Annotated in this window: 23 protein-coding genes; 10 read left to right on the top strand and 13 right to left on the bottom strand. The window is 68.8% G+C overall.

Annotated elements, in window-relative coordinates:
• Positions 1-2: 2 nt before the first annotated feature.
• From ACG10_RS04485 to ACG10_RS04500, 4 genes are all read right to left on the bottom strand, one after another.
• Complete coding sequence (locus ACG10_RS04485; protein WP_089167295.1) at positions 3-1415, bottom strand: cryptochrome/photolyase family protein; 1413 nt, start codon at positions 1413-1415, stop codon at positions 3-5.
• The gene (locus ACG10_RS04490) at positions 1403-2359 is read right to left on the bottom strand and encodes a MerR family transcriptional regulator (protein WP_089167296.1); all 957 of its coding nucleotides are present in this window, start codon (positions 2357-2359) and stop codon (positions 1403-1405) included. The genes ACG10_RS04485 and ACG10_RS04490 overlap by 13 nt, the downstream gene beginning before the upstream one ends.
• Before the next feature lie 3 nt (positions 2360-2362).
• Entirely contained in the window at positions 2363-3316 is a 954-nt protein-coding gene (locus ACG10_RS04495) for a YbgA family protein (RefSeq protein WP_089167297.1), read from the bottom strand.
• 232 nt (positions 3317-3548) lie between these two features.
• Positions 3549-4538 (bottom strand): NAD(P)/FAD-dependent oxidoreductase, encoded by a 990-nt coding sequence (locus tag ACG10_RS04500; protein WP_089167298.1) that lies wholly within the window; start codon positions 4536-4538, stop codon positions 3549-3551.
• Positions 4539-4723: 185 nt separating this feature from the next.
• On the opposite strand from ACG10_RS04500, the gene ACG10_RS04505 reads away from it, so the two are divergent.
• Positions 4724-5644 (top strand): TIGR01777 family oxidoreductase, encoded by a 921-nt coding sequence (locus ACG10_RS04505; protein ID WP_198319014.1) that lies wholly within the window; start codon positions 4724-4726, stop codon positions 5642-5644.
• Positions 5641-6657 carry a ferrochelatase gene (gene hemH, locus ACG10_RS04510; RefSeq protein ID WP_089167300.1) on the top strand — a complete coding sequence of 339 codons (1017 nt, stop codon included), beginning with the start codon at positions 5641-5643 and terminating at the stop codon, positions 6655-6657. Before ACG10_RS04505 ends, hemH begins: the two co-directional genes overlap by 4 nt.
• Before the next feature lie 146 nt (positions 6658-6803).
• Here hemH and upp read toward each other — a convergent pair whose 3' ends face one another.
• Positions 6804-7442 (bottom strand): uracil phosphoribosyltransferase, encoded by a 639-nt coding sequence (gene upp, locus ACG10_RS04515; RefSeq protein ID WP_039802249.1) that lies wholly within the window; start codon positions 7440-7442, stop codon positions 6804-6806.
• A gap of 192 nt (positions 7443-7634) precedes the next feature.
• On the opposite strand from upp, the gene ACG10_RS04520 reads away from it, so the two are divergent.
• Complete coding sequence (locus ACG10_RS04520; RefSeq protein WP_089167301.1) at positions 7635-8192, top strand: hypoxanthine-guanine phosphoribosyltransferase; 558 nt, start codon at positions 7635-7637, stop codon at positions 8190-8192.
• Between the two features lie 62 nt (positions 8193-8254).
• On the top strand, positions 8255-8548 hold the full coding sequence (locus ACG10_RS04525) for a PA4642 family protein (protein ID WP_039802253.1): 294 nt from the start codon (positions 8255-8257) through the stop codon (positions 8546-8548).
• 66 nt (positions 8549-8614) lie between these two features.
• Here ACG10_RS04525 and mqo read toward each other — a convergent pair whose 3' ends face one another.
• Positions 8615-10147: a malate dehydrogenase (quinone) gene (gene mqo, locus ACG10_RS04530; RefSeq protein WP_089167302.1), complete on the bottom strand. Its 1533-nt coding sequence runs from the start codon at positions 10145-10147 to the stop codon at positions 8615-8617.
• Between the two features lie 781 nt (positions 10148-10928).
• On the opposite strand from mqo, the gene ACG10_RS04535 reads away from it, so the two are divergent.
• On the top strand, positions 10929-11516 hold the full coding sequence (locus tag ACG10_RS04535) for a YajG family lipoprotein (RefSeq protein WP_089167303.1): 588 nt from the start codon (positions 10929-10931) through the stop codon (positions 11514-11516).
• Between the two features lie 96 nt (positions 11517-11612).
• Here ACG10_RS04535 and ACG10_RS04540 read toward each other — a convergent pair whose 3' ends face one another.
• Complete coding sequence (locus tag ACG10_RS04540; RefSeq protein ID WP_089167304.1) at positions 11613-11795, bottom strand: hypothetical protein; 183 nt, start codon at positions 11793-11795, stop codon at positions 11613-11615.
• Positions 11796-12170: 375 nt separating this feature from the next.
• Between ACG10_RS04540 and ACG10_RS04545 the strand changes: the two genes are divergently transcribed.
• The gene (locus ACG10_RS04545) at positions 12171-12452 is read left to right on the top strand and encodes a hypothetical protein (RefSeq protein WP_089167305.1); all 282 of its coding nucleotides are present in this window, start codon (positions 12171-12173) and stop codon (positions 12450-12452) included.
• 21 nt (positions 12453-12473) lie between these two features.
• Here the strand turns inward: ACG10_RS04545 and ACG10_RS04550 are convergent, their stop codons facing one another.
• Complete coding sequence (locus ACG10_RS04550; RefSeq protein WP_198319015.1) at positions 12474-13637, bottom strand: 1-acyl-sn-glycerol-3-phosphate acyltransferase; 1164 nt, start codon at positions 13635-13637, stop codon at positions 12474-12476.
• Between the two features lie 116 nt (positions 13638-13753).
• On the opposite strand from ACG10_RS04550, the gene ACG10_RS04555 reads away from it, so the two are divergent.
• The 3 genes from ACG10_RS04555 to ACG10_RS04565 all read left to right on the top strand — a co-directional run bounded on the left by ACG10_RS04555 (position 13754) and on the right by ACG10_RS04565 (position 15599).
• Positions 13754-13936: a CPXCG motif-containing cysteine-rich protein gene (locus tag ACG10_RS04555; protein ID WP_039802265.1), complete on the top strand. Its 183-nt coding sequence runs from the start codon at positions 13754-13756 to the stop codon at positions 13934-13936.
• Between the two features lie 69 nt (positions 13937-14005).
• On the top strand, positions 14006-14623 hold the full coding sequence (locus tag ACG10_RS04560) for an SOS response-associated peptidase (RefSeq protein WP_039802266.1): 618 nt from the start codon (positions 14006-14008) through the stop codon (positions 14621-14623).
• 154 nt (positions 14624-14777) lie between these two features.
• The gene (locus ACG10_RS04565; RefSeq protein ID WP_089167307.1) at positions 14778-15599 is read left to right on the top strand and encodes a M48 family metallopeptidase; all 822 of its coding nucleotides are present in this window, start codon (positions 14778-14780) and stop codon (positions 15597-15599) included.
• Between the two features lie 39 nt (positions 15600-15638).
• On the opposite strand, the gene ACG10_RS04570 is transcribed toward ACG10_RS04565, so the two are convergent.
• The 4 genes from ACG10_RS04570 to ACG10_RS04585 form a co-directional block, all read right to left on the bottom strand.
• The gene (locus ACG10_RS04570) at positions 15639-16223 is read right to left on the bottom strand and encodes a TMEM165/GDT1 family protein (protein WP_089167308.1); all 585 of its coding nucleotides are present in this window, start codon (positions 16221-16223) and stop codon (positions 15639-15641) included.
• Positions 16224-16587: 364 nt separating this feature from the next.
• A complete protein-coding gene (locus ACG10_RS04575) occupies positions 16588-17169 on the bottom strand; it encodes a TMEM165/GDT1 family protein (RefSeq protein WP_089167309.1) in 582 nt (193 codons plus the stop codon).
• A gap of 238 nt (positions 17170-17407) precedes the next feature.
• A complete protein-coding gene (locus ACG10_RS04580; protein WP_089167310.1) occupies positions 17408-18409 on the bottom strand; it encodes a class I SAM-dependent methyltransferase in 1002 nt (333 codons plus the stop codon).
• A 227-nt stretch (positions 18410-18636) separates the two neighbouring features.
• Entirely contained in the window at positions 18637-19599 is a 963-nt protein-coding gene (locus ACG10_RS04585) for a 2-hydroxyacid dehydrogenase (RefSeq protein WP_089167311.1), read from the bottom strand.
• A gap of 143 nt (positions 19600-19742) precedes the next feature.
• Here ACG10_RS04585 and ACG10_RS04590 point away from each other — a divergent pair, with 143 nt between their 5' ends.
• Entirely contained in the window at positions 19743-21569 is a 1827-nt protein-coding gene (locus ACG10_RS04590) for a DUF1302 domain-containing protein (protein ID WP_089167312.1), read from the top strand.
• Between the two features lie 16 nt (positions 21570-21585).
• Here the strand turns inward: ACG10_RS04590 and ACG10_RS04595 are convergent, their stop codons facing one another.
• Positions 21586-23199, bottom strand: a complete 1614-nt coding sequence (locus tag ACG10_RS04595) for a L,D-transpeptidase family protein (protein ID WP_232487191.1) — start codon at positions 23197-23199, stop codon at positions 21586-21588.
• Positions 23200-23342 lie beyond the last annotated feature (143 nt).

The following is a 23342-nucleotide window of genomic DNA, read 5'->3' on the forward strand; positions in this document are numbered from 1 at the left end:
GCTCAGCCGCGGCGGGGCAGGGCCTTGAAGGCGGCCAGGACGCGTTCGCGGCTGGAGGGCAGCTCGACGATCGGCGGCGGATAGCCGGCGGGACGCAGCAGTCCCGGCGGCATGTGGATGTCGCGTTTGTCCAGGTCCTCCAGCTCCGGCAGCCACTGGCGGATGAAGCGCCCCTCCGGATCGAATTTGCGCGACTGGGCGAGCGGGTTGAACAGGCGGAAGTAGGGCACCGCATCGGTGCCGGTGGAGGCGCTCCACTGCCAGCCGCCGTTGTTGGCGGCGAGGTCGCCGTCGATCAGGTGGCGCATGAACCAGCGCTCGCCGTGCCGCCAGTCGATCAGCAGGTTCTTGCTCAGGAACATGGCGACCACCATGCGCAGGCGGTTGTGCATCCAGCCGCTGGCGAGCAGCTGGCGCATCGCCGCATCGACCAGCGGAAAGCCGGTGCGCCCCTGCTGCCAGGCCGCCAGTTCCGCCGGGGCATCGCGCCAGGGCAGGGCCTCGGTTTCCGCGAGGAAGGCGCGGCCCATCGACACCCGCGGATAGCCGACCAGCACATGCTTGTAGAACTCGCGCCAGAGCAGCTCGTCGAGCCAGGCGGAGACGCCCGGGCGGTCGAAGTCGCCGCCACCGGCCTGCAATGCTGCGTGCAGGCACTGGCGCGGCGACAGCACGCCGGCGGCGAGGTAGGGCGACAGCCGGCTGGTGCCGGGCTCGGCGGGAAAGTCGCGGGCTTCGGCGTAGGCGGCGAGGCGGTTCTCGGCGAATTCGTGCAGGCGCCGCTGCGCGGCTGTCTCGCCAGCCGGCCAGAGCCGGCGCAGCGATTCCGGCGGCGTGGCGAAGCCCTTGACCGCAGCGGGGACGGCATCGCCGGCGATGCCCAGCGGAGGCTGCGCGGCGGGCAGACCGGCGACTGCAGGGAGGTTGCCGGCCAGGCGCTGGTGGCAGGCCCGGCGGAACTGGCCGAACACCTGGAAGCAGCCGCCGGCGCGGGTCAGCAGGCTGCCCGGGGTGAACAGCAGCTGATCCAGGTGCCGCTGCAGGCCGATGCCCTGCGCCTTCAGCTCGGCCTCCACCGCTGCGTCGCGGCGGCTTTCGTGAACCCCGTATTCGTCGTTGACGTGCACCTGGACGATGTCCTGTTCGCGGCACAGGCGGGCGAGGGCGGCGGGCGCCTCGTCCCAGCGCTCGACCTGACGGATCAGCAGCGGCACGCCCAGGCGCACCAGGCTGTGCGACAGCTCGGCCAGGTTGCGCAGCCAGAAATCGACCTTGCACGCGGCGTCGTCGTGGGCGCGCCACTGGCCGGGGCTGGGCAGGTAGAGGGCGAGGGTCGGTCCGGCGGCCATCGCGGCGCCCAGGGCGCGGTTGTCGTGGACGCGCAGATCGCTGCGCAGCCAGATCAGCTGGCGCATGGCGGCTTTTCGGGGGCGCGCGCGGGCAGGTTCTGCAGGGCCTGCAGCGCGGCAGGCGGATCTTCGGCCAGCAGCAGGCCGGGCAGTGAGGCGAGCGCTTCCCGCTGGACGGCCGCTGCCGGGCCGGCCAGCAGCAGTGGCAGTGTGCTGCCGTGGGCCAGGCGGCCCAGCTGGCGCAGCTGCGCCGCGGTCAGCGGCTGGGCGGCATGGAGCAGCAGGGCGCGCGGCGCGAGGCGTGGCAGCGCCAGTTCCAGTTCGGTAAGGGATACGGGGCCGTCGAGCACTTCCAGCGGGCTGCCGGTCGCCGTGGCGAGCCAGGCGCAGAGCCACAGGCCGGGCTCGAGCGGCGGCCCGCCGAGTCCGGCCAGCAGCAGCGGCGCGCCGTTGCCCTGGCGATTGTGCTGGTGCACGCGGGCAGCGAGCCGGGTGCGCAGCCAGGACAGGAAGAACGCGCGCTCCAGCCCGGCCCCGGCCCGTTCGCGCCGCTCCAGCTCGGCGAGCAGCGGCTGGAGCAGGCGCGCGCAGAGCAGGGGTGCCGGGTAGAGCGCGCCGGCCTGGTCGAAGAGGCCATCGAGACGGCGGCTGGCCAGCGCCTCGGTGGCGGCGAGCAGTTCCGTCTGCAATACCTGCCAGGGGCTGTCGGGGGCCGCTTCGGCGTCGCTCGGCGGCTCGCGGTCGAGCAACTCGCGGACCTGGCCGACCGCCACGCCGCGGTTCAGCCAGGCGAGCACCGCATGGATGCGCGCCACATGGGCATCGTTGTACAGGCGGTGCCCCTTGGGTGTGCGGCGCGGCAGGATCAGGCCGTAGCGGCGCTCCCAGGCGCGCAGGGTGACCGGGTTGACCCCGGTCTGCCGGGCGACCTCGCGGATCGGCAGCCAGCCGGGCTCGGGGGATGCTTCGGGCTCGTCGAGCGGCGAGGCGGGCAGTTGTTTTTCGGACATCGTTCAAATCGCGTTGCGCAGGCCGAGTTCTTCAGGGTGCGGCTGCAGGTAGACTTGCCGGGCCACGTAGGGGTGGGGATGGCGGCGGAAATGGTGCTTGAGCAGGGTCAGGGGCACCACCAGCGGCAGCATGCCGAGACGGTATTGCTCGATCAGCTGCTGGAGCTCCGCGCGTTCGTCCGGCTCCAGGGCCGGCCGAAGGTAGCCGCAAAGGTGCTGCAGCACGTTGCCGTGACTGCCGCGGCTGGCGCACTGGCGCAGCGCCGCCATCAGCTGGGCGAAGTAGCGCGGGCCGAGTTCCTCCGGCGCATGCCGGCCGACCTCGCCGAGCAGCCGGCCGAGCGCCCGGTACTGTTGCGGATGGCTGGCCATCAGCAGGTATTTGTGGCGGGCATGGAAGTCGAGGAGCGCCTGGCGGCTCAGGCCCTCGCCCAGCAGGCGTCGCCAGTCGGCATGCACGAACACCCGGGTGACGAAGTTCTCGCGCAGCACCGGGTCGTGCAGGCGGCCGTCCTCCTCCACCGGCAGTTCCGGACGGCGTGCGCAGAAGGCGGCGGCGAACAGGCCGCGGCCGCCGCCCTCGGCCGGGTGGCCATTGGCTTGGTAGACCTTGACCCGCTCCAGGCCGCAGGACGGCGATTTCTGCATGAAGATGAAGCCGTCGATGTCGTCCAGCTCGCCGGCCATGCGCTCGCCGTAGGCACTGAGCGGCGCGCTGACGTCGAGCCCGGCATCGCGCGTGCCGACCGCCCGCGGACGGGACGGATCGCCGACCAGGCGGATCGGCTGGCGCGGCGCGCCGAGGCCGATGGCCATTTCCGGGCAGAGCGGCACGAAGTCGAAGTGGCTGGCGAGCACGCGGCTGCACAACGGCGACTCCTTGTGGCCGGCGTTGAAGCGCACCCGCTCGCCGAGCAGGCAGGCGCTGATGGCGATCTTCGGTCTGGCGGTGGGCATGGGCGACCTCGCAAATAGCTGTACATGGTCTTTTATTTGTATAAGTATGCGCCAGCTTAGGAGTATTCCTATACATGATCAACTGTTTGTATAGCTTTTGGCCGCTGGTGCCGGGGAGGAGCGAGACATGGGGGCGGCATGGCTGCGCGGCAGTCGGGCGGCTGGGCAGGCATCGGTGACGGCCGCCTTGCGGTGGCCGTCGGGCAGGTGTGCTTCGGGAGGGGGGCGGCGTTCAGTTCGCGCGGTGTTGCAGCAGCTTGCGGGCGGCCTCCTGGCCGCTGAGCCAGGCGCCTTCGACGCGCCCGGACAGGCACCAGTCGCCGCAGGCGTAGAGGCCCAGGCTGGAATCGGCCAGGGCACCCCAGCCGTGGCTGCCGACCGGCCGGCCGTAGAGCCAGCGGTGGGCGAGGGCGAACACCGGTTCGGGCACGGTGCAGCCGATCATTTCGGCGAAGGCGCCGTACAGCTGTTCGATCACCTGCTCCCTGGGCAGATCGAGGTGCTGCCGGGTCCAGCGGCTGCCGGCCTGCAGCACCCAGGTGTCCGGCTGGCTGGCGCGGCCGGGCTTGCCGCGGTTGCGCGACGCCCATTCGAGCGGGCTGTCCTGGATGAAGCAGCCGTCCACTGGGGTGTCCAGCGTCTGCTCGAAGGACAGGGCGACCGCCCAGTTCGGCTCCATCGCCACGCTGGCCACGCTGCTGGCCAGCTTGGGGGCCGCCGCCAGCAGCTGCGCCGCCTGGGGCGAGGGCGTGGCCACCACCACCTGGCTGAACGGGCCGTAGGCCTTGCCGTCGGCATCCTGCAGCATCCAGTGCTGCTGGCCGTGGAAGACCTCGGTGATGCGGCAGGAAAAGCGTGCCGGCATGTCGCCGAGCAGGCCGCGGGTCAGGGCGCTCATGCGCGGCGTGCCGATCCAGCGGATCTGCTCGTCCTGGGACGGGCGCAGCATGCCGTTGGCGGAGTCGTAAAGACTGGGCTGCCATTCGGCGACCCAGCCGTGGCTGCGCCATTGCTGGACCGCCTCGGCGAAGCGGCGGTCGCGGCAGGTGAAATACTGGGCGCCCAGGTCGAGGGTGCCGACCTCGGTGCGCTTGCTGGCCATGCGGCCGCCGCTGCCGCGGCCCTTGTCGAACAGCTGAACCTCGAGTCCCGCCGCGTGCAGTGCCCCCGCCGCGGAGAGCCCCGCGATACCCGTGCCAATGATGGCAATAGGAAAAGTCATGGTTTACCTCGTACCCCTTCAGCAGGCGCGCCGCCGACGGACTCCCCGCTCCGTGCACCCGGCGCAGATCACAACGGTTGGTGCTCCTTCATCTGTACTCCTAAATCCACAAGTGCGAAAGCGTAAAAGCGTCATAAATTCAAAGTAGGGCCATGCGTGCCTTTGGGCAATGCGAGGAGAGGACAATGCACATTTTGCTGACTGGCGGTACCGGACTGATGGGGCGTTCCCTGTGTCGGCACTGGAGTGCCCAGGGGCACCGGCTGACGGTGTGGAGCCGCTCGCCGGAGCAGGTTCCCGGCCTCTGCGGATCTGCCGTGCGCGGAATCGGGCGGCTCGAGGAACTGGACGGCGAGACGCTGGATGCGGTGATCAACCTGGCCGGCGCGCCCATCGCCGAACGGCCCTGGACGCGCCGGCGCAAGGCCGTGCTCTGGTCCAGCCGGATCACCTTGACCGAGCAGCTGGTCGGCTGGCTGCAGACGCGTCTGCAGCGGCCGCGGGTGCTGATTTCCGGCTCGGCGGTGGGCTGGTACGGCGATGGCGGCGAGCGCGAGCTGCGCGAGAACATGGGGCCGGTCGGCACGGATTTCGCCAGCCAGCTGTGCGGCGCCTGGGAGGATTCGGCGCGGCGCGCCGAGGAGCTGGGCATCCGCGTCGTGCTGCTGCGCAGCGGGCTGGTGCTGGCGCCCGACGGCGGCTTTCTGCAGCGCCTGCGGCCGGTGTTCCGCCTGGGGCTGGGCGGGCCGCTCGGCAACGGCCGGCAGTGGATGCCCTGGGTGCACATCGCCGACCAGGTCGCGCTGATCGACTTTCTCCTGCACCGGGAGGATGCGCAGGGTCCCTATAATGCCTGCGCGCCGCAGCCGGTGCGCAACGGCGAGTTCGCCCGCGCCCTGGGCCAGGTACTGCACCGGCCGGCGCGGCTGTCGGCGCCGGCCTTCGCCCTGCGCCTGGGCCTCGGCGAACTCGCCGGACTGCTGCTCGGCAGCCAGCGCGCCGTGCCGGCCCGCCTGTCCGACGCGGGCTTCGCGTTTCGTTTCACCGATCTCAACGCCGCCCTGGCCGATCTGCTGGGCGACCACCGACTCAAGGATGCCGCATGACCGATCACGCGCTGCTGCTGGTCAATCTGGGTTCGCCCGATTCCCCCGAGGTGGCCGACGTGCGCCGCTACCTCGACCAGTTCCTCATGGACCCCTACGTGATCGACCTGCCCTGGCCGCTGCGCCGCCTGCTGGTCTCGCTGATCCTGCGCAAGCGGCCGGAGCAGTCGGCGCATGCCTATGCCTCGATCTGGTGGCCGGAGGGCTCGCCGCTGGTCGCCCTCAGCCGCCGCCTGCAGGAGGCGGTGCAGGCCCACTGGCACGAGGGACCCGTGGAGCTGGCGATGCGCTACGGCAGCCTGTCCATCGAGGCGGCGCTGAACCGGCTGGCGGAGGATGGCGTGCGCCGGGTGACCCTGGCGCCGCTCTATCCGCAGTTCGCCGACAGCACCGTGACCACCGTGGTGGAGGAGACCCGGCGGGTGCTGCGCGCGAGCGGTCTGGAACTGGAGCTGGAGGTGCTGGCGCCCTTCTTCGGCCGGGCGGAGTACCTCGAGGCCCTGGTGCAGAGCGCCAGGCCCCACCTGCAGCAGGGCTTCGACCATCTGCTGCTGAGTTTTCACGGCCTTCCGGAGCGGCATCTGCGCAAGGCCGATCCGAGCGGCAGGCATTGCCTGAGCGGCGCCGACTGCTGCCGCCAGGCGCCGCCGGAGGTGCTGGCGCGCTGCTACCGGGCGCAGTGCCTGCGCAGCGCCGAGGGCTTCGTTCGGCAGATGGGGCTGAGCGAGGGGCAGTGGTCGGTAGCCTTCCAGTCGCGCCTGGGCCGCGCCAAGTGGATCGGCCCCTACACCGAGGAGCAGCTCGACGCGCTGGCCGCGCGCGGGGTGAAGAAGCTGCTGGTGATGTGTCCGGCGTTCGTCACCGACTGCATCGAGACCCTGGAGGAAATCGGCCAGCGCGGTCGCGAGCAGTTCCGGGCGGCCGGCGGCGAGGAACTGCTCCTGGTGCCCTGCCTCAACGACCATCCGGCGTGGGCGGCCGCGCTGGCGCAGATGTGCCGCACGCCGGCCTGAGAGCCTGTCCATGATCTGCTGCGCGTCGGCCATGCTGCGTTGAAATCGGGTTCGGAATGCTCATTTACCGCTCGTAAACTCCGCTTCCTCACCCGATTTCGCCTTGCTTGACCTTAGCTCGCTAGATCGTGAACAGGCTCAGAGCCTCAACTCGGCTTCTGCTTGGTGCCGAAGACCTTGTCGCCGGCATCGCCGAGGCCGGGGATGATGTAGCCGTTCTCGTTGAGGCGCTGGTCGATGGCCGCAGTGTAGATGGTCACGTCGGGGTGGGTCTGCTCGAGCAGGCGGATGCCCTCCGGCGCGGCGACCAGCACCAGGGCGCGGATCTCCTTGCAGCCGGCCTTCTTCAGCATGTCGATGGTGGCGATCATGGAGCCGCCGGTGGCGAGCATGGGGTCGATGATCAGCGCCAGGCGCTGGTCGATCTCGCCCACCAGCTTCTCGACGTAGGTGTGCGCGACCAGGGTTTCCTCGTCCCGCGACAGGCCGACCACGCTGACCTTGGCGCTCGGGATCAGCCGCAGCACGCCGTCCAGCATGCCGATCCCGGCGCGCAGGATGGGCACCACGGTGATCTTCTTGCCGGCGATCTTGTCCACCTCCACCGGACCGCACCAGCCCTCGATCTGGCAGCTCTCCAGGGGTAGGTCCTGGGTGGCCTCGTAGGTGAGCAGGGCGCCAACCTCCTGGGCCAGTTCGCGGAAGCTCTTGGTGCTGATATCGGCGCGGCGCATCAGGCCGAGCTTGTGGCGGATCAGCGGGTGGCGGATTTCGTGGATGGGCATGAAGGGCTCCGGCGTTCGGGGATGGTGCCCGAATTAAAACACCGGCCCGGCGGAGAATGAATGGGCAGTGTTGTGCGGTCCGGCCGCGGGGCTTGCCCGCGCCGGGGACGCTGGGTAACGTTCCCGCTCCGATTGCCGGGGCCGGCCTGCTGCGGCAGGCCTTCAGTGCTCCACCCACCCGAGGAAAATGCCATGTCCGTCGATCTCGCCCATATCCGCCAAGTCATGGCGGAGGCCGACTGCCTGTTCAACCATGCCGAAGTCGAGGCGGCGATCGGGCGCGTCGCCGAGGCGATCAACGCCGAGCTGGTCGAGCGCAATCCGGTGGTGTTCTGCGTGATGAACGGCGGGCTGGTCTTCGCCGGCAAGCTGTTGCCGCTGCTGGGCTTCCCCCTGGAGCTGTCCTATCTGCATGCCACCCGCTACCGCAACGAGACCCGCGGCGGCGACCTGTTCTGGAAGGCCAAGCCGGAGATCTCCTTGATCGACCGCGACGTGCTGATCATCGACGACATTCTCGACGAGGGGCACACGCTGGCGGCGATCATCGACTTCTGCCGCCACGAGGGGGCCAGCACCGTGCATACCGCGGTGCTGGTGGACAAGCAGCACCAGCGCAAGGCCTCGCCCGGTCTCAAGGCCGATTACGTCGGACTGAGCTGCGCGGACCGCTATGTCTTCGGCTACGGCATGGACTACAAGGGCTACTGGCGCAACGCGGCCGGCATCTATGCGGTCAAGGGGCTGTGAGGCGCCGCGCGTCGAGCGCGGCTAAACTGCCACCCCTTCGAAATCGGTCAATGGAGCGAAACATGCGCAAGAAAGACAAGAAGCAGGTGATTGGCGAGGAAATCAGCGAGGAGAAGATCCGCCTGTTCCTCGATGTCGAGCCGGCCGACGCCACGCCGCCCGCCCTGCACAAGCTGGTCAAGGCCTACCGGGGGCTGCGGGTGGACGATTTCGAGCGCTTCGTGGGCTTCTTCGTCGAGGCCGGCTACGACCTCGCGGCGCAGGACGTCCAGGGCCGCGACTTCATCGCGCTGGTTCAGGACCAGCGTCTTGCCGAGCCCTACATCGACATCGTGCGGGCTGCCGCCCAGCGCTGAAGCGGGCGATTCCTGGAAACGAAAAAACCGCCTGTTCAGGCGGTTTTTTCATGGCCGGCGGTTTACTCAGCTGTCGACGCTGGCTGCCGCGGGTGCGGTCTTGGCCGGAGCGGGAGTGAACAGGCCCAGGCGCTGGTTCGAGGCGGCCTGCACGCTGCGGTACAGTTCGGCGTCGTTCTCCAGTTCCTTGCCGGAGGCCTTGAAGATCTCCTTGAGACGGCCGTTCCAGGCTTCGGACTGCATGCGCTCGGCGAAGCAGCGCTGCAGCAGGTCGAGCATGGCCGACACGGAAACCGAGGCACCCGGCGAGGCGCCCAGCAGAGCGGCGATGGAGCCGTCCGCGGCCGCGACGATCTCGGTGCCGAACTCCAGCTTGCCGCCGCGCTCGGCATCCTTCTTGATGATCTGCACGCGCTGGCCGGCGACTTCCAGGCGCCAGTCCTGGGGGTTGAGCTCGGGGTAGAAGCCGCGCAGGGTTTCCAGGCGATCGCCCATGGACTGTTTCACTTCCTTGATCAGGTAGCGGGTCAGGTCCATGTTGTCGCGGGCCACCGCCAGCATCGGGCCGATGTTGCCCAGGCGGATCGACTTGGGCAGGTCGAGGAAGGAGCCACGCTTGAGGAACTTGGTGGTGAAGCCGGCGTAGGGCCCGAACAGCAGGGACTTCTTGCCGTCGACCACGCGGGTGTCGAGGTGCGGCACCGACATCGGCGGCGCGCCGACCGCGGCCAGGCTGTAGACCTTGGCCTGATGCTGCTTGACCACCTCGGGATTGTCGCAGCGCAGCCACTGGCCGCTGACCGGGAAGCCGCCGTAGCCGTGGCCTTCCGGAATGTCGGACATCTGCAGGAGGGGCAGGGCGCCGCCGCCGGCACCGAGAAACACAAAGCCGGCCTTGATGTCGCGGCTCTCGCCGGACTTGCTGTCCTTGACGGTGACCTTCCAGCCGCTGTCGGCGCGCTCGAGGCCGGTGACCTTGTGGTCGTAGCTGACGGTGACGTCGGCCTTGCCGGTCAGGTGCTGCAGCAGCTGGCCGGTCAGGGCGCCGAAGTTGACGTCGGTGCCGCCGAGGGCGCGGGTCGCGGCCAGGCGCTCGTTCGGGTCGCGGCCGGCCATCATCAGCGGCATCCACTCCTCGAGGGTCGCCTTGTCCTCGGTGTATTCCATGTCGGCGAAGCAGTGATGCTTCTTCAGCACCTCGAAGCGCGTCTTGAGGAAGCCGATGTCCTTCTCGCCGCGCACGAAGCTCAGGTGCGGAACGGGATTGATGAAGGACTGCGCCGAGCCGAAGCTGCCCTGCTCCAGCAGGTAGGCCCAGAACTGCTTGGAAACCTCGAACTTGGCGTTGATCTCGACGGCCTTCTGCGCCTTGACCGAGCCGTCTGCCGCCTGCGGGGTGTAGTTCAGCTCGCACAGGCCGGCATGTCCGGTACCGGCATTGTTCCAGGGGTTGGAACTTTCCAGGGCATCGGAGTCCTGCATTTCGATGATTTCCAGCTTGATGCCGGGATCGAGTTCCTTCAGCAGCACGCCCAGTGTCGCGCTCATGATGCCGGCACCGACCAGCACCACATCGACTTCGTAGTTTTTATGCGCCATTAACGCCTCCAAATCTGCAACACCAAATTGGCAGTACGACCTTGCGCCTGTTCCTCAGGCAGCTGGCTGCGCCGTTGCACCACTCGAGGATGCTCCGGCCGCCCGGTCGGCCTGTTATCCGTTGTTCCTTGACGGGCACCTGCCGAACACTCGGCTGTGCTCACATGGGACACCTGCGTGGCTGCCGGGAAAGCGGGCGGGTTTTCCGTCCCGGCAATTAGCGACTCTCGTCGCGGCATCCATTCGGCCGGCCCTAGCGGGTAGACCCCGATCTCTCGGTCACTGGATTGTCGATGGGCGAAGGAGCATCAATGTTCGCTCGGGACGCATCGTCGTTCATTGCTCGCCACACTCTTTTGAAGTAGTGAAAAAACCGCATTGCCACGCTCTTTTGAAGTCGTGGCCCTTGTTCAATCGTTGTCTCGGGCACGCCGATACCCGGGCGTAGCGAGACAGGCTGCGTCCTTGCAAGCGACAGTGTTCTGCGCGATGGGCGGAAAATAAAACCGATGCCGACAGTGGCGGCGGGTGGCGACTCTCTGCGGGAAGTCGTGCCAAATGGCGCTGCACGGCTGTGCATGACGATGCCCGATCAGGAGCAACCTTATAATCGGGGGTCGAGTATAGCGCCAAATCAACAAAGTTGACCCTTTGGCTTTAGTTTTATTCCGGGGCTCCCCGCGCGGTGCGAAGGGCTGCGCTCCGGGGCCGTGACGCCGGCTGCGGGCGGCTGCCGAGGCCGTTATACTGCGCTTCCCTCGCCACTTCTGGAGAATCGAGCATGCTGCATCGTCTGTTGCTGGGCCTGGTCGCCGTCGCCAGCTTGGGACTGGCCGGCTGCGCCCTCAGCCCGCAACAAATCACCCCCGAGCCCAAGCTCAACGCGTCACTCGTTGCGGTCGGCAGCGGCCAGCCCGTCGTCGTGCGGGTGGTCGACGGACGCGCCTCGCCGAACCTGGGCACCCGCGGCGGAATGTATCCGGAAACCAGCATGATCGTCGTGCGCGGCCAGGATGTGCTGCCCCGGCTGCAGACCCAGGCCGAGACGGCGGTGCGCCTGCTCGGTTTCACCCCTTCGCCCAATGCCTACAATGCGCCGCAGCTGACCCTGACCCTGGCCGAGCTGAAGTACCAGTCGCCGAAGAAGGGGATGTATGTCACCGAGGCGGATATCGGCGCGACCTTGCGGGTCGATGTGCAGAACAGCGGGCGTCGTTACAGCGGCCGCTATGGCGCCGCGCTGAACCAGCGCTTCGGCATGGCGCCGAACCAGCAGACCAACACCAAGCTGGTCGGCGATGTGCTCAGCGATGCCCTGACCCGTGCCTTCAAGGATCCGGCCATCGGCCAGTTGCTGCTGGGGCGCTGAGGCGGGGATTCGTGCAGCCCGGTCCGCTTGCCGGAGCCGGGCTCGCTTCCAGGGGCTGGCGCTCGTGGCGGTGCTGGTACCCGGCTGTGCGGCTTGTCAGGCGGCCTTGGCGTAGCGTCTCTTCGGCCGACTGGCGGCGGGCAGTTCGTAGTGCTCGTGGCCGCCCAGCCGGCAGTAGTCCAGCCAGTCCTGGTCGTGGACGCAGAAGTCCAGTCCGATGCGCTCCTCCAACTCGTCCTGCAACTCGGACGGGCGTTCGAGAGATTCGGCGTGCTGCATGTCGGTTCCTCCGTGGCTGATCGGATGCCTTGCCCCATGGCCAGGACTTCGGACTGTAGAACGGTCGGATGACCGTTTCCCGACGGAATCAGAACTTCAAGGACTTATTGGGTATTTGGTCGAAAGCAGCGCTTATAAGGCGCTCGGCTTGCGTAGAATATATCCGAGTCTTCTCTGTCCGCGCCGAGGCTTCATGCAAGCCATCGGCCAGCCGCCCCCGCGGGGCGTGCGGACGTCGCCAGGCCACTCTGCGACAGGGGTTTCCCGGTTGCGGCTGCGGGCAGTGACGTTTTCCACCCGCCGCCGAGCGGCTCCGTCTTTCCCAGTTGTGGTGCGCGCGGCTCCTCCGTGCACCTTGCCGATGCGGAGGTTTCGATGTTATTGCCGGCTCTTGGGGTTTCCCTGCCGCTTCCCCCGTCACTGCTGCTGAATACCGTGGCCCTGTTCTTTGCCCTCGCCGGGAGCTGGCTGCTGCTCGCCACCCGTCTGCGCGAGCAGCGTGCCCTGGCGCGTCTGGCCGGCGAAGGGGAGTTGGACGAGGAGGGAGCCTGGGCACTGGAGGCGGCGACCGGACGGGTCAACCGCTTCTTCTACCGCTTCGGCGCCGGCACCCTGCTGCTGGCGCTGTTCCTCTCCTGGAGCAGCACCCGGCTCTGACGGGGTGCGCCGCCGTCGCTCCTACAGCGGCAGGCCGGCCTTGACCCGGTACTGGTTGCGCACCGGGTTGGCGTATTGCAGGACCAGGTAGGGCCGCTGCTCCTCAGGACAGGCGGCCAGGCGCTTTTGCCACTCCGCTTCGGCGCGGGCGACTTCGTCGGCCGGAAACAGCTGCGCCGCCTCCGGAACCTGCAGTCCGGGATCGCGTCCGGCATGCATGGCATAGGCCAGGTAGTGGACGGGAAACAGCCGGTAGTTGCCGAGGATCTGCCGGTCGATCTCCGCGGCGAGCTGCTTGGCATCCTCCGGAAGGGTTTCCGGCGGCGTGCCGAAGTGGATGTGCACCCGGCCCTTGTAACCGGTGATGCCGAGGGCGATGCTCTGGTCGTCCTCGCCCGGCGCCTTGGTGTAGCTGCCGGTGCTGGCGCGGATGTACAGCTCGCGGGCCTTGGCCTGATCGCAGGGGTCGTATTCGTAGCTGATCGACACCGGCGTCAGGTTGAGGGACTTCACCACCTCGGCGAAGGCTTCGTCCTTGCGGCTCATGTGGAACATCTTGAGGATCGCCGAGTCGGTACGGTCGTCGCCGTCCTTGGCGCGGCCCTCGGCCTGGGCGATCCAGATCGACTCGTCCTCCACCCGGATCGAATGGTTGATGTAGGCGGAGAGCAGCTGGTAGGCGGCGAGTTTTTCCCGCCGTCCGCTCAGCGAGCGATGCACGATGAAGCTCTTGTTCAGGCGCATCAGGTCGCTGACGAAGGGCTTCTGCAGCAGGTTGTCGCCAATCGCGATGCGCGGCGTGGGCAGTCCGGCGTGGTAGATCGCATAGTTGACGAAGGCCGGGTCCATGACGATGTCGCGGTGGTTGGCGAGAAAGAGCCGGGCCTTGCCGGGCCGGAGCTGCTCGACACCGCTGTAGGTCACGCCATCCGTGGCGCGCTCGATGGTGTGGTCGACATAGGTCTCGATCTTCGTCTGCAGGGCCGCGATGCTGTCGATGCGGGTGAACTCGGCACGCAGGCGCAAGGCGATGAGCGGCTTGAGCAGCCAGCCGAGCGGCCCGGCCAGGCGCGGAAAGCGAAAGCGGGTAAGAATGTCGAGAAAGTCGGCGTCGGCGATCAGCCGTTGCAGGACAGCAGGGACTTCGGCGTCGGCATAGGGTCGGATGGCATCGAATTCGCCCATCATGTGCTCTTGATCAGGACTGGGTAGATAAAAAAGAGGCGGAGGCGCGGGCCTGCGCCTCCTGTCGCGGGGAAAAATCGGTCGAGCATTATAGCGGCAACTCGGGAGAGTCCACGATGCTGGAAATGCAGAGCTATCAATGTCCCTGTTGCGGCGAGACGGTCGAGGCGCTGCTCGATCTCTCCGCCGGCGACCAGCAGTATATCGAGGACTGCCCGGTGTGCTGCCGTCCGCTGCTGTTCGAGCTGCATACCGATGGCGTCGACTGGACTTTGGCGGTCCGTCGGGAGGATGACTGAGGCGTGGGCGGGGCAGCGCCGCTACAATGGCCGATGCCTTTGCCAATCCTGTCCCGAGAGCTTGCCGCCATGACTGGACGTTACGCCCTGTTTCGCTGGCCGCCGGCCCTGGCGGGCCTGCGCGGATTTCCCGCGGACCTGGCGCCGCACTGGAGCATCGCCCCGGCCGCCCAGGTGCTGATGCTGCGCGGCGTGGCCGACGCGCGGGAGGCGGCGCTGGCGCGCTGGGGGCTGACCCCGGCCTGGCTGACCGACCTGTCGCGCGCCCCGGCCCATGCCCGGGCGGAAACCCTGGTCGAGCAGCCGATGTTCCGCGAGGCCTTCCGGTCGCGCCGCTGCCTGCTGCCGGCCAACGGTTTCTACGAGTGGCGCGGCGCTGCGCGCAAGCGCCCCTACTGGTTGACCGGCGCGGCGCCGCTGCTGCATTTCGCAGCGGTCTGGGAGGCCTATCCGGTCGGCGGACAGGTCTACCTGAGCGTCGCCATGATCACCCTCGCGGTGGCCGCCCAGCGCCGGCCGCTGATCCTCGACGAAGCAGAACAGGCGCTCTGGCTGGATGCTGCCAGTCCCCCGGCCTCCCTGCAGGCGCTGCTGCTGCGGCCTGCCCCGGCGCTGCGCGAGCGGGCCCTGGCGGCGCTGGTCAACGACCCGCAGCTGGACGCCCCGGAGTGTCTGACACCCGCCTGAGCCGCGGCGCGGCGGGAACTTTCCAGTCTGGCGGAGTTCTCTTGCCGGCTCCGTTTGCGGAGCTGGCTCATAGCCATTATTCAATCCTCCGCCCCGGTTGCCGCCCCTGTGCCGGCGACCTAGCATACGGGCCGTGTTCGTCAGGAGTACCCACATGGGCAAGTCTTCCTATCTCACCGCTGTGGCCACCGCCCTGCTGCTGGCCGGCTGCCAGCCCGTCCAGACCACCAGCGGCGGTGCCGTGGGGGTCGAGCGCAAGCAGTACATGTTCAGCATGCTCTCCACCGAGCAGGTCAACCAGATGTATGCCCAGTCCTACCAGCAGACCCTGGGCGAGGCCTCCACCAAGGGCGTCCTGGACACCAGTAGCGAGAATGCCCGGCGCCTGAACGCCATCGCCCAGCGGCTGATCGCCAAGGCGCCGCTGTTCCGCGCCGACGCCGCGCAGTGGCAGTGGGAGGTCGCGCTGATCGACAGCGACGAGCTGAACGCCAGCTGCGGGCCGGGCGGCAAGATCATCTTCTACAGCGGGCTGATCGAGAAGCTGCGCCTGACCGACGACGAGATCGCCGCGGTCATGGGCCACGAGATCGCCCATGCCCTGCGCGAGCACGGCCGTGAGGCGATGTCCAAGGCCTACGGCGTGCAGATGGCCAAGCAGGGCGCCGGCGCACTGCTCGGCGTGGGCGAGAGCGGCATGGCCATGGCGGACGTGGCGGTGCAGTACGGCATGACCCTGCCCAACAGCCGCAGCAACGAGAACGAGGCCGATCTGATCGGCCTGGAGCTGGCCGCGCGCGCCGGCTACGACCCGAATGCGGCGATCACCCTGTGGCAGAAGATGAGCCAGGCGGGCAACAACGGCACCCCGCAGTTCATGAGCACCCACCCCGCGCCCGGCAACCGCACCGCGGCGCTGGAGGCGGCGATTCCCAAGGTCATGCCGCTGTACCGGCAGGCCCGGGGCGGCAACTGAGCCGACGCGCTGCCCCGCTCGGGGGCAGCGCTGCCGGCATTACAGCCAGCCGGCCAGCTTCGCTGTTTCGTAGCCCGAATACACCGCCAGGCAGATGAAGGCCAGGGCGGCGATCCGGCGGATCAGCTTCAGCGGCAGGTTCTGGGCGACGAAGTTGCCGGCCAGCAGCACCACCGGCGCGTTGGAGATCACGATGCCCAGCGTCGTGCCGACCGCCACGAAGAAGGGGTATTCGTACTGCGCGGCCAGCACCAGGGTGGCGACCTGGGTCTTGTCGGCCATCTCGGCGAAGAAGAAGGCGACCGTGCTGGTCAGGAACGGACCGTAGCGCTTGAGCTTGGAGTCGTCGTCGTCGCCGCGCTGGTCCGGCAGCAGGGTCCACACGGCGATCGCGGCGAAGGCCAGGGCGAGCATGCCGTTCAGTGCGACTTCCGAGAGATAGCCGGCGGCCAGGTGGCCGACTTCGGCGGCGAGGATGTGGTTGCCGAGGATGCCGACAAGCATGCCCCAGACGATCGGCCAGGGCTTGCGAAAGCGCAGGGTCAGCAGCATGGCCAGCAGCTGGGTCTTGTCGCCGATCTCGGCGAGGATGGAGATCTGGGTGGGGATGAAGAGTGATTCCATCGGATTTCCTGGGGGCGGGTCGACAGTCTTCCAGGACACGCACGCCTTCCCGCCCCGGGTGTGAGGGACGCGTGTCATACCTTGGGCATGTATACGACGGGCCTGGATTGCACGCGTCATGGCCGAACCTGGCGACAGGCCCGGGCGGGCGGGAGATAACTCCCCTAGGACGGCGGGCATTGTGCCCAAGGGGGCCGCACCGGGCAAGCGCGGTCCCCTTGGACGAAAGGGTTAGGGTCTGTTCGTGAAACACCGGCTCAAGACTGCAGCGATCTTTGGGAGCGACGGCCTTCAGCGCCCTCTCCCATGCCTGGGAGAGGGGGAAGTCCGGGCATTCCTTGAGCCCGAGTACCGTGAAACGGCCCTAGACCCAGCCGGCCAGCTGCAGCGCCTGGTAGCCGGTGTAGACCGCCAGGGCGGCGAAGCCGGCAGCGGCGATGCGGCGGATCAGGGTCAGCGGCAGGCGGTCGGCGGCGAAGTTGCCGGCCAGCACCACCGGCACGTTGGCGATCAGCATGCCCAGCGTGGTGCCCATCACCACCAGGACGAAGTGCGGATACTGCGCGGCCAGCATCACCGTGGCAATCTGCGTCTTGTCGCCCATCTCGGCGAGGAAGAAGGCGATCAGGGTGGTGACGAAGGGGCCGTAGCGCTTGAGGGCGGATTCTTCGTCGTCGTCCAGCTTGTCCGGAACCAGCGTCCAGACCGCCACGGCGGCGAAGGCAGCGGCAAGGATGGCGCTCAGCGTGGCCGGCGAGAAGAAGCCGGCGACCCAGCTGCCGACCGCGCCGGCGGCGAAGTGGTTGGCCAGGGTGGCGACGACGATGCCCCAGATGATCGGCCAGGGCTGGCGGAAGCGGGCGGCGAGGAGCAGGGCGAGCAGTTGCGTCTTGTCGCCGATTTCGGCCAGGGCAACGATCAGGGTAGGGACGAAGAGGGATTCCATCGGATTTCCTGCGGGGCGGGTCGACACATTTCCATGACACGCGCACCTCCCGCCCCGGCGTAAGGTGTACGTGTCATGGGTCTTGTCAAACCCTGCGGCCTGCGTGGCGGGCCGGGGTCGCACCCGCCATGGCCGGTGGGCCAAGCATGTTGACGGGTGCCGGGCGAGCGGGCGCTCGCGGGAGACTACTCCCCCAGGACGGCGCGCATTGTGCCCAAGCTGCCGATGACGGGCAAGCTCAGCGCGCCCGGACGGCGCGGTAGATGCGAAAGCCGTGGGCCTCGGCGAGCACCTGGCAGGGGCCGAGGTGGCGCTCGATCAGCGGCGGATACTTGAGGAAGCTGTTGGCGACCAGGCGCAGCTCGCCGCCGGGGCGCAGGTGCCGGGCGGCCTCGCGCAGCAGCTCCTCGGTGGCCTGGTAGTCGGTGTGCACGCCCTGATGGAACGGCGGGTTGCTGATGATCGCCGCCAGCCCGTCGGGCGCCGCCCCGATGCCGTCGCCGCCGATCAGCTCCGCTTCCAGGCCATTGGCGGCCAGGGTCAGGCGGCTGCTGGCCAGGGCGAAGGCGTCGACGTCCAGCAGGTTCACCCGGCTCTGCGGATGGCGCCGCTTGAGCACCGCGCCGAGCACTCCGGCACCGCAGCCGAAGTCGAGCAGATCGCCCGGCGGCAGCCCGTCGAGATGCTCGAGGAGCAGGGCGCTGCCGCGATCGAGGCGGCCGTGGCTGAACGCCCCCGGCAGGCTGACCACCTCGAGCGGACCGTCGGTCAGCTCCAGCCGGTAGCGCTGGGCGCGCTCCTCCAGCACGGGCGCTGGTGGGGCCTGTTCCACCGTCACCTGCCAGAGCTGGCAGTGCCGCGCGCTGTCCAGCTTGCGCGGCTGGCCGAAAGCCTGCAGCTGGCGGGCGGCGCTCTCGATGCCGCCGCGCTTTTCTCCCACCAGGTACAGCTCGCCGCCGGGCAGGCGGGCAGCGAGGGCGTCGAGCAGATAGCGGGCCAGCTCGACGGACTTGGGCAGAAACAGCACGGCGGCGGCGAAGGGCCGCTCGCCGGGAACGACGCCGAACTGACAGCGTCCGGCGAAGCGCGCAGCCAGCGCGGCGTGCTCCCCGGCCTGCCAGCTCCAGCCGTGGGCGGCGGGCAGCTGGCCGAGCAGGTCGTCGGCGGGCAGGCCGGCCAGCAGCAGGTCGCCGCCGAACAGTTCGGCCTGGCGCAACAGCACTTCGCTACGCGGGTCCATGAAACCTCCTCGGAAAAAACCGGCAGCTTAGCAGAGCCCTTTCCGGCTCAGAGGTTGTGAAAAAATCGAGCGCCGTCGCGAGACCGTCTCCAAGCGTTCGCGGCAAGGCGCGCTACATGAAAAGCGGGGGAGTTTAGCGAGCTAAATGACCTTGCTTTTCACGTAGCGCAACGCAGCAGCGGGCGTTTGGAGTCGGTCGCAGTAGGCGGGAGTTTTTTCACAGCCTCTCAGTCGACCCGGCGCTTCGGCGTGCCGGCGAAATGGGCCAGGGCGTTTTCCGTCAGCTGGCCGACGATGCGCTGGCGCGCCTCGCGGCTGCCCCAGGCGCTGTGGGGGGTGAGGATCAGCCGCGGGATGTCCGGCGCCAGCAGCGGATTGCCGTGGCGCGGCGGCTCCTCGCTGAGCACGTCGCAGGCCGCGCCGCCCAGCTGGCCGCGGCGCAGGGCATCGGCCAGCGCCTGTTCGTCGACCAGCCCGCCGCGGCCGGTGTTGATCAGGAAGGCGCCGGGCTTCATCGCCTGCAACTGTTCGGTGCCGATCAGGTTGCGGGTCTGCTCGGTCAGTGGGCAGTGCAGGGTCAGGGCATCGACCTGCGGCAGCAGCTCGGCCAGCGGCAGGCGGTCGGCGCGTTCCGGGCGGCCCGGCAGCTGGCCGAGCAGCACGCGCATGCCGAAGGCTTCCGCCAGCCGGGCGACGGCGCTGCCCAGCTCGCCGTGGCCGAGCAGGCCGAGGGACTTGCCCTCCAGCTCGACGATGGGGAAGTCGAGCAGGCAGAACTGCGTCGCCTGCTGCCAGCGCCCGGCGCGGATCGCCGCCTGGTAGTCGGGCAGGCGGGTGGCCAGGGCGAGCAGCAGCATCAGGGTGTGCTGGGCCACCGAGGGTGTGCCATAGCCCTGGCAGTTGCACACCGCAATGCCCCGCGCCCGGGCGGCGGCGAGGTCGACGTTGTTGGTGCCGGTGGCGGAGACCAGCACCAGCTCCAGGTCGGGGCAGGCGGCCAGGGTCTCCGCACTCAGTACTACCTTGTTGACGATCGCCACCCGGGCGCCGGCGAGCCGCCCGGCCGCCTCGCCGGCGCTGCTGGCCTCGTGCAGCACCAGCTCGTCGAAGGCCAGGCGCAGCGGGGCGAGATCGAGGTCGCCGAGATCGAGGGAGGCATGGTCGAGGAAGACGGCACGGCACTTGTTCATCGGGGGTTCCTTGGCTGGAGGTAGGGCAGGGGCGAGCCTAGCAGAGATGTTCCGTTCGGCGCGAAGGACGCTTCGGGCTGGCGGCGGCCCGGGGGAGACAGGGACAATAGGCGCTTTGCCTGCCGCTCCCTGGAGTCGCCTCGATGCCATCCCTTCCCGTCCTCCGGCCCCTGGCCGTCGCCTGTGCCGCCTCGCTGGCCGCGCCGGCCGGCGCCGTGAGCTTCAATATCGGTCCGCTCGAGGCACAGCTCGACTCCAGCCTGACGCTGGAGGCCGGCTGGTCGACGGACAAGGCGGACAAGGACCTGATCGGCGCCGACGGCGGGCGCGGCCTGTCGCCGATCAGCGACGACGGCCGGCGCAACTTCAAGCGCGGCGAAACTTTCGCCAAACGCCTGCGCGGTGTGCACGGCCTGGAGCTGAAGCGCGGCGACAGCGGCCTGTTCCTGCGCGGCGACTACTGGTACGACTTCGAGCTGAAGGACGAGCAGCGCCCGTTCAAGGACATCGACGACAGCAACCGCAAGGAGGGCGTGCGCTCCTCCGGCGCCCGGCTGCTCGACGCCTTCGTCTACCGCAACTACCTCGTCGGCGAGCTGCCGGGTTCGCTGCGCCTCGGCCGGCAGGTGGTGAACTGGGGCGAGGGCCTCTTTCTGCAGGGCGGCATCGATGCGATCAATCCCCTCGATGCGCAGACCTTCCGCCGCCCCGTCACCGAGGTCCGCGAGGGACGGCTGCCGGTCGCCCTGCTGCACCTCGCCCAGAGCCTGAACGATGCCTTCAGCCTGGAGGCCTTCTACCAGGTGGCCTGGGACCAGACCCTGAGCGACAACTGCGGCACCTTCTTTTCCCAGGCGGACATGCTGGCCGACGGCTGCGACCGCAACCTGGCGGTGCTCAGCCGGGCCGGCGCCCTGAGCGCCGCCGACATCGCCGCGCTCGAGGCCCAGGGCGTCGCCTGGACCTCGCCCGACGAGGGCGTGCTGGTGCGCCGCGGCGGCGACCGCGATGCCCGCGACGGCGGCCAGTGGGGGATCGCCCTGCGCTATTTCGCCGAGCCGCTGGATACCGAGTTCGGCGCCTACTTCATGAACTATCACAGCCGCGCGGCGATCTTCAGCACCGGCGCCGCCGGCCCGGCGGCGTTCGCCGCCAACCTGCCGCAGGCGTTGCGGCCGCTGGCGGCGGCCGGCAACGCGCGCTATTTCGTCGAATACCCCGAGGACATCCGCCTGTTCGGCCTGAGCTTTTCCACCACGCTGGCGGCCGGGACCCGCTGGCGCGGCGAATTGAGCTACCGGCCGAACGCCCCGGTGCAGCTCAACATCAACGATCTGCTCGGCGCCACCCTGACCCCGCTGGAGCCGAGCGCGGCGCTGCTGCAGGCGAGTCCGGGGCAGGATGTCCGCGGCTACCGGCGCAAGGAAATCATCCAGCTGCAGACCGGCTTCAGCCAGGAGTTCGATGGGCTGATGGGCGCCAGCCGCCTGACCCTGGAGGGTGAGGTCGGCTGGACCCACGTCGGCGGTCTGGAAGGGGCGAGCCGGCTGCGTTACGGCCGCGATCCGGTGTTTGGCGCCGGTCCGCTGCCGGAGGGGGCCTGCCAGGCACAGAATGCCGCGACTCTGGCCGGTGGTTCGCAGAAGAACCTCGGCCGCTATTGCGAGAACGACGGCTTCACCACCCGCGACTCCTGGGGCTACCGGCTGCGCGCGACCTGGGAGTACCGCGACGTCCTGCCGGGGCTGGACCTCAAGCCGGGGATCGCCTGGTCCCACGACGTGGACGGCTATTCCCCCGGCCCCGAAGGCAACTTCGTGGAGGGCCGCAAGGCGCTCGGCCTCGGCCTGGATGTCGACTACCTGGACACCTACAGCGCCGGGCTGTCCTACACCGACTTCTTCGGCGGCGAGTACAGCACCCTGGTGGATCGCGACTACCTGCTGCTCAGCCTTGGCGTGCGCTTCTAGTCCGGGCGTCCGCCGCTCAGCGCGAGGCCTGCAGCGCCGCGAGGACCTTCTCGTCGTGGGCGTAGATGTCCGGGCGGAAGGTCAACTGGCCGCTGTCGTCGACCTGGGCGGTCCAGTAGGCCAGCAGAATCGGCACCGGCCTCGGCAGGTTCAGGTTGCGGGTCTTGCCGCTGGCGAGGAGCTCCTCGAAACGCTGGCGCTCGGCCGGGCTGGCGCCCTCCAGCAGCAGGTCGGTGAGCTGCATCGCCCGCTCCACGCGCACGCAGCCGGAACTCAGGGTGCGCGTCTCCCGGGTGAACAGGTGCTGGCTCGGTGTGTCGTGCAGGTATACCGAGAAGGGGTTCGGAAAGCGGATGGCGATCTGCCCGAGCGGATTGTGCGGGCCGGGGTCCTGGCGCAGCATGATGCCGCTGGGATTGTGCCAGTCGACGCTGTGCGGGTTGACCTCGTTGCCCTGGTAGTCGATCACCTTGAGGTTCTGGCTGGCCAGAAAACCGATGTTGCGCTGGATCTGCGGCAGCTTGTCCTCGCGCAGGATGGTCGGCGGTATGGTCCAGGTCGGGTTCAGGGTCAGGTGGGTGACCTGCGACTTGAGCAGCGGCGTGGGGCGGGCCGGACGCCCCACCTGGGTGCGCGTCTGCCAGCGTGCCTGGCGGTCGCGGAAGAGGGTCAGCTGGGCGCCGGCAACATCCACCAGCAGCAGGGTCGGCTCCATTTCCCGGGCCAGCCAGCGGAAGCGTTCGAGGTTGACGCGGACCTGCTCCAGGCGCGCGGCGGGGGTGACGTTCAGCTCCGCCAGGGTGGACGGGCCGACGACGCCGTCGTCCTCGAGGAAGTGCCGGGCCTGGAAGCGCTTCACAGCCTCGACCAGGCGCGGCGTGTAACGTTGCTGGTCGGGGCCGGAGCGCGCCGTTTCGGTCAGATAGCCTTCGTCGGCCAGGCGCCGCTCGAGCAGGGGCACGCGCTCGTCCGCCATGCCCGGGCGCAGCAGGTCGCCTGCCGGCACGCGCCGCCAGTTGCGCGGCGGATTCTGGCGCAGCGCCGCATGGGCGCGACGCAGCGCGAGATAGGGCTCGAAGTCCGGACGGGCCGCGGCGAAGGCGGCGGGCAGGTCGTCCAGGTGGGTCACGGCGAAGGTCGGAAACAGCGCAGGCGGTGCTGGTGCGCGGCTGTTCGAAGAGCGCCAGAGCGGTTCCGCCTGGGTCTGGTCGAGCTGGCCGTAGGTAAGATGGCGCAAGGCTTGCAAATAAGCATGGGTGGCGAGGACCTCGGTGCAGGCGCTGCGCTGCGGATAGCTGGCCGGGTCGCTGGCGAGCCGGCGCAGGGTGGCGAGCTGGTAGTTGGCCGGGTCCAGGCCGTCGTCGACCAGTTGGGCGAGCTGCTCGAGCAGCTTTTCCAGGCGGGCATCGGCGGCCCAGACGCGCTGGTAGTCGAGTTGGCGATAGAAGGCCGTCAGCGCCTCCAGGGCGAAGGCATCGGGGACGACGGCGGGGGAGACGCAACTCAGCGACGGCTGCGCCAGCTGCTGGCGGATCGCCTCGTCGCCGGGCAGGGGGTCACCCGGGGCTGCCAGGGCGAGCCTGGTTGCCAGGAACAGACCGGTTAACAGAACTGTGCACTTTTTATACAATGGCTGGCTCCCACGCCTGCGGAACATTCGGATCGCAGGTTGCCGGCTAGACTGCAATCATCTGGCGTCCATCATCAACCCTATTGGCCGGCAAGGCAAAGGGGAGCCCGGATCGTTCGCCACTCAACCAGAAAGAGGCGCGT

This window comes from Azotobacter chroococcum (assembly GCF_002220155.1).
Classification (GTDB): domain Bacteria; phylum Pseudomonadota; class Gammaproteobacteria; order Pseudomonadales; family Pseudomonadaceae; genus Azotobacter; species Azotobacter chroococcum.